The organism is Brunnivagina elsteri CCALA 953, assembly GCF_002289455.1.
GTDB classification, from domain to species: Bacteria; Cyanobacteriota; Cyanobacteriia; order Cyanobacteriales; family Nostocaceae; genus Brunnivagina; species Brunnivagina elsteri.
Window position 1 is genome coordinate 1 of sequence record NZ_NTFS01000384.1, and the last position, 6,341, is coordinate 6,341.

The following is a 6,341-nucleotide window of genomic DNA, read 5'->3' on the forward strand; positions in this document are numbered from 1 at the left end:
GTGCAAAAGTGTCAAGGGCTAGGAAGAGTCCTCGACGAAAATACACCACACACAACACGAAAACCGATAAAGTCGCTATCGTAGGCGGGGTTGAGGTTGTAGCGATAAGCAGAACGACAATAGTCAGGATTGTCGACCCACGAACCACCGCGCAGCAGCCGGGATTGATTATTATTCTCGCTATTTTCTATCCACGCACTACCATCTGTTGGTGCCCCTTCATAATTCTTATGCCATTGGTCTGCACACCATTCCCATACATTTCCGTGCATATCATATAATCCAAAGGCATTCGCTACTCCAAAACTACCTACAACTGTAGTTTCTCCTCTGTTTGTTCCCTTTACTCCAGCACCATAAGTATATTCAGCGTCATAATTAGCTAATTCCGATGTAATTGTTTTGCCAAAATGAAATGGGGTAGTCGTACTTGCACGACAAGCGTATTCCCATTCGGCTTCGCTGGGGAGACGATAATTTTTACCTGTGTGTTGGGTGATGCGATCGCAATATTCCACTGCATCAAACCAAGATACTTGCTCAACTGGGCGATTTTCTCCTTTAAAATTGGATGGGTCAGATTTGAGTTCGCGGTTTACTTTGGGAAGAGAGGCTACAAATTTCCATTGCGCTTGGGTTACTGGATATTTACCCATGAAGAACGTGGGAACGGTGACTTCGTGTTGTGGACGTTCCGAGTCACGACTACCTTCTTCAGTATCTGGCGCACCCATTGTAAAAGTTTCGCCAGGGATTTGCATCATCTCTAGGGTGGTTTCATTGCCTTGGTTTTCTAAGTATTCAATCAAACCATAAGCTTGTTGAGGACGACGATTAATTATTAATTCTGTCTTGCGTTGGGATAAACCTGATTTTTTAACTTCGATGTTGGCTACTTCAAATTGAAAGGGTTGGAGATTAATAGCTGGAGGTGTTTCTGCCCCATCTTCAGTTTCCCCATCCTCAAAGACAATATTGGCAATTTCAAAATCAAAGTTTTGCAGTGGTGGAAAACCTTCCAACTGAGTAAAAATATCGCCTATCTCTTCTTGAGTGCTACCTGATGGCAAAAACATCTCCAATGATGGTAATTCTTCACCTGCTACCGAATAGGAATGACGTAAATCTGTGCGATCGATATCTTTGGCGTTATTTAATACCCTGCTAACCAAACGAGCGTATTCCACCAAAATTTCATAAGCACTTAACTGTGGGGCAAGTTCTTGGGTAATGTTTGCTAACCGTGCCATTTCCGAACGATTTACTAAACCTGTCGCTATAGCAGTATTTACAGATGCAGCATCTTTAAAAGCTTGAGTAATTTCACTAAGAGCTTTTTCTCGCTGTTCATCCAGATATACCATTGCCGCCCATTGCTGCGTCTGTAGTTCTTTGGGGCTAATATAGGGATTGTTTTGAGCTAAATATTTGACATAGCTAATTAAACCTTTGGCAACGAGTTGCATCTGTTCGATACCCAATTCCTCTTGCATTTTCCCCAGCAAATAGGCACGAACGGCAGTATCCATCGCGTAAAGTTCGTAACCTACTTGACGACATAAATCGGATAACAATAAATCAACTTCCGCTACCCAAGGAATATTTTCATCTCTGAGAAATTCTACGCGCAAGTAATTTACCAGTTCGGGGGTTAGAACCAGGGGAAGTGCGGCATGGTAAGCTAACAGGCGATAGGATGTATCAAAGCGGTTGATAAATCGCCCTAAAATTTGTTTGGCTCGTTCTGTTTCCTGTTCTTGGATGAGCAAATTGGTAGTATTCATTACCAGGGTTGGATTTAATTCCTCAGTACTATAATTTTGCTTGTTCTTTTTGTTTGTTTCGCTTTATTCTGTATCCTAATTCCGAGATTATCAAGGGGAATATTGATGAAATACCGTCAACCATTCATCACAGGACTGTTAATTTCTGCTTTTAGCCTGCTGCTGGTATCTCCAGTGCAAGCAGAACCCAAAATTACTGCCACACCTCAAAATTTAACCGTAGCAGAAAAACGGTGTTTTTTTAAGCAATTAGATTGTACTAAAGTCAAGCGCAATTTATTGTTACGTTCTAGCCAAGAAATTAATAATATCAAAGTAGTTAGTCTCGATTTAAATCGTACAGATGGTGCTAAGGTATTTCCCGCAAATTCCCTGAAAATAAATTTGTCTAATTCCACTATACCTGGAAACAAACTGCAAGCTAATCAACCCGTCTCGATTCCCCTTGAGTTTGATTTTCAACAAGTTTCCAGTGGCGAATTTAGCGGTGTTTTACTGATTATTTCCCCAGATAGCGAAATCACAATTCCCATCACTGTAAAAGTCAAAGACCACTGGTTAATACCATTATTGGTACTATTATTAGGTGTCGGTTTAGGAATAACTGTTTCCACCTACCGAACAGAAGGAATAAACCGCGATGAGGTTTTAGTACAGGTTGCTCGTCTCCGTAACAAAATGCGTGCTGATGATAAGTTAGATAATGCTTTTCAAAACAAAATTGAGGCTTATTTAATCGAAGTCGAAACAGCTTTAGAAAACAAACGCTGGCAAATATCACAGGATGCGGTAGCGAAAGCTCAAACTATTTGGGATAAATGGCGCAAGGATAAACAGGATTGGTTAGACTTGTTGAGTGCCGAATCTAACTTGCGTCAACGTCTTCAAGAAGAAAATCCCAGCAGTAAAATACCTTATTTAGAAGAATTAGGTTGGGAAATAGAAAAAATCCAACGAGAAAGAGCAAACCAAGAGAATCCCCAACAAGTTAGTCAGTCTTTACAAAATGTTCGCAAGCAGCTTAATAATTATCTTTTAGGAAAAACCCAATCGGAAGAATTTAACGAATTGGTCAATAAAATTCCCACATCGGCATCAACAAAAGAAGAAAAATGGAAATTAGAAGCAGCAAGCTTACAAAAAGAACTACGTAATCTTTCTCCTAGTAATTCGGATTCTTTTAAAGAATGGCAGACAAATATTAAAACTAAAATTAATGATTTGATTACAGATATTCAGCAAGAATCTACAGATTCATCTACAAACCAAGAAAATATACAAGAAGATATATCGGTTATTTCTCGAAATATTAATAACCCAAGTATTCCAAAACCCCTGCAACCAGTTCCCAACACTCACCCTTTAGAAATTGATAGTTCGGAAAAAATATCCCGTTATCGTTTGCGATTTTTTAATGTTTTCAGTTATTTAATTGCGATTTTTCTCTTAGGAGGTGCGGGGTTTACTCAGTTGTATGCAGTAAATAATACCTTTGGGGCGAATGGATTGACTGATTATTTTGCATTATTAGCTTGGGGTTTTGGTGCAGAAGCAACCCGCGAAAGCGTGACTAAGGTATTACAGGAATGGAAGTCACCGGGGGTGAGAAAGATTTAGTATCTAGCTTCAATTAAATAACTTATTCTTGCCTCCCTTATTCTCGTTACTAGGCTCTGCCTGGTAACGCAGTTTTGAAGGCTCTGCCTTCATTTTAATTACGAGGCAGAGCCTCGTGCAATGTGTTCCCAGCCGGAGACTGGGAACGAGAGAATCAAGTTTTGTCAAATTCAAATCAAAAAACTTCAAGTTTGTTTGAGAAACTCAATTTTTGAAAAATAAATTTGATCGCTCCGCTACACTTTTATAAGGGTAAAGAATAAAAGAGCAGAGGGCAAAAGTGCAAAAGTGTCAAGGGCTAGGAAGAGTCCTCGACGAAAATACACCACACACAACCCGAAAACTGAAAGTGCTGCCATCGAAGTCAGGGCTGTTGAGGACGGGATAAGCAGAACGGCAATGCTCAGGATAGTGGAACCGCGAACCACCGCGCAGCAGCCGGATAAGATTATCATTATTATTACTATCTTCTATCCATGCACTTCCATCTATTGGTGCCCCTTCATAATTTGAATGCCATTGGTCTGCACACCATTCCCATACATTTCCATGCATATCATATAAACCAAAGGCATTCGCTACTCCAAAATGACCTACTTCTGTTGTTTCTCCTCTGCTTGTTTCCTTTTTTCCAGCACCATAAGTATATTCAGCGTTATAGTTAGCTAATTCGGATGTAATTGTTTCACCAAAATGAAACGGTGTGGTTGTACCTGCACGACAAGCATATTCCCATTCCGCTTCACTGGGGAGACGATAATTTTTGCCAGTGTACTGGGATATGCGATCGCAATATTCTAACGCATCAAACCAAGATACACGCTCAACTGGGCGATTCTCTCCTTTAAAATAGGATGGGTCAGATTTTAGTTCGCAATTGACTTGGGGAAGAGAAGCTACAAATTTCCACTGTGCTTGAGTTACTGGATACTTACCCATGAAGAAGCTGGGAATGTTTACTTCATGTTGGGGACGCTCGCTGTTGTTCCTGTAATGCAGTAAAATTCACTGCTGTTTCTTATTCCTTGTTTTAACGATTTGGTTGCCAAACTTGACCTTGAACTGTATTAATTGCCTGACTAAATCCTTCCTGATTCATTTGGTACATGGGCACAATGTAACTTAATATTTGTGCCGAACTATTTGACCAACGCTCTTTTGGCATCGGGTTTAACCAAGCGATTAAACTAGTATGCTGTTTAATATCAAATATTACATCAGTTATTGCCCGTACTCGCTCCATGCGACGATAACCCCTTGCTGCTCCCCCATCGCTAACTATTAAAACTCTGGTTTCACTGTCACAACTGGCTAGCAAATCCTCTAAAACAACAGGTTCCGTCAGATGGGAATCTTGATAGACGCTATTGGCAGGAATATTATGAAAATATCCCACATCTACCCTTTGAATACCACCTTCATCCTTAGCAGTTTCCACCAAATCGCGAGTAAAACGATGAAAGGGAGCCATTGAACCTTCTTGGTCGATTAATAATAGTAAGTGAGCGTGGTTTGATTCCCGTCGTTGGTAAACTGGTTTGAGGAAAAATCCTTGTTTTGCAACTTGTTCTACGGTTGCGCTGACATCTAGAACATCTTCCGCACCATCCGCGACAGGAAAGCGTAAATAACGCCAACTATAAACCATATAGCGACGGGACAACTGCCAGTAATTTTGAAATTCGATATCCCCTACTAACTCTGTAGGGGTAAAAGGTGCTTGTACGGGTTGAGGTGCAAATTCTTGTTTTTGTTGTTGTCGAACGGTTTCTCTTTTATTATCTAATTTATTTTCTTGTTCTAATTGTATTTGTTTATCTTCTTCCGAGAAAGACTCTTCAGTTTCTATTCCTGTTTCTGTTATTGATGAAGTCTTAGTTTCTTCTTTTGGTGTTGCAGTCGCAATAATCGATTCCCAAATCATTTCTAAGCGATTTTGTTCCACTAAGGAAGAACACCACAATAACCGTATTAGTTGCTTTAAATTATCTTGTTTGAGATTATCTTGCTTTAAATCATCAACACTATTTCCCCATAAATCTGTATTTTCTATTGCGTCTAAAGCAGCTAGATATTCGCTGACACCCAAGTTAAAACTTTCCCGACGCAAGCGGTAAAAAATACGAGTTAAAAGTTTGCGAATATCGAATTCACCCATGAATAATTTGCTGGTTGAGAAAATTAATAATTGACGCTAATTGACGCTAAATTAATTTGCGGATGCTGGCAGATAATTTTGAAAATCTTGTCGTAATTTAAACAGTAATTCCGGATAGGGTAGGGAGCTATCCTCACTGAGTTGAGAATCTGGATAAGGAATTTCATCAAAGCTTTGTAAAGCTTGCAGCCAATCTAGAAATTCACTTGTTCCAGGTAACTTAAATAATCCCTTATCCTCTCTAATTTTGAGAAAACGTTGAGCGGCAGATTGAATCAAATTAGGGTTTGGAGAATCACCTAGTTCATCCAATTTAACTTTATAGCGAATTTCCGCAATTTTCTCTAATTCTTCCGGTTTACTGGGAAACTTGAGATAATAATACACGCAACGTCGTAAAAATGGTGCTGGGAGATTACCTTTTTCTTTATTACTGGTAATTATTATAATTGGTTCCTGGATTGCTTTAATAGCTTTAGCTCCCACTTCCCCCGTTTCTCTAATTTCAAATTGCATCGGTTTATCTAAAACCGTTAACAAATCATTTGGAAAATCGACATCCGCTTTATCTATTTCATCAATTAAAACTACTGCTGGACAATCTTCAACTATAAATGCTTTTCCTAAAGCTCCAAACTCCCGATAATTCTTCGGGTTTCGTGGGTTTCGTTCCCCATCATTTTGTGGGTTTAATTCTGCTTTTGAGTACGACTTTTGAATTTCTACATCATGCAAACGCAAAATTGCATCATATTCATATAAACCCTCTTTTGCTTTAGTAG

General features: G+C 39.4%; 5 protein-coding genes. 1 reads left to right on the forward strand and 4 read right to left on the reverse strand.

The window, feature by feature from the left end; genetic code table 11:
- Window positions 1-11: 11 nt before the first annotated feature.
- Window positions 12-1,784, reverse strand: a complete 1,773-nt coding sequence (locus CK510_RS24455) for a formylglycine-generating enzyme family protein (protein WP_095724155.1) — start codon at window positions 1,782-1,784, stop codon at window positions 12-14.
- A gap of 105 nt (window positions 1,785-1,889) precedes the next feature.
- Here CK510_RS24455 and CK510_RS24460 point away from each other — a divergent pair, with 105 nt between their 5' ends.
- Window positions 1,890-3,401 carry a hypothetical protein gene (locus CK510_RS24460; RefSeq protein ID WP_095724156.1) on the forward strand — a complete coding sequence of 504 codons (1,512 nt, stop codon included), beginning with the start codon at window positions 1,890-1,892 and terminating at the stop codon, window positions 3,399-3,401.
- A gap of 291 nt (window positions 3,402-3,692) precedes the next feature.
- Here CK510_RS24460 and CK510_RS24465 read toward each other — a convergent pair whose 3' ends face one another.
- The 3 genes from CK510_RS24465 to CK510_RS32005 all read right to left on the reverse strand — a co-directional run.
- Window positions 3,693-4,406 carry a formylglycine-generating enzyme family protein gene (locus tag CK510_RS24465; RefSeq protein WP_095724157.1) on the reverse strand — a complete coding sequence of 238 codons (714 nt, stop codon included), beginning with the start codon at window positions 4,404-4,406 and terminating at the stop codon, window positions 3,693-3,695.
- Window positions 4,407-4,431: 25 nt separating this feature from the next.
- The gene (locus tag CK510_RS24470) at window positions 4,432-5,559 is read right to left on the reverse strand and encodes a VWA containing CoxE family protein (RefSeq protein WP_095724158.1); all 1,128 of its coding nucleotides are present in this window, start codon (window positions 5,557-5,559) and stop codon (window positions 4,432-4,434) included.
- A 51-nt stretch (window positions 5,560-5,610) separates the two neighbouring features.
- A partial coding sequence (locus CK510_RS32005) for an AAA family ATPase (RefSeq protein WP_095724159.1) occupies window positions 5,611-6,341 on the reverse strand: 731 nt, incomplete at its 5' end.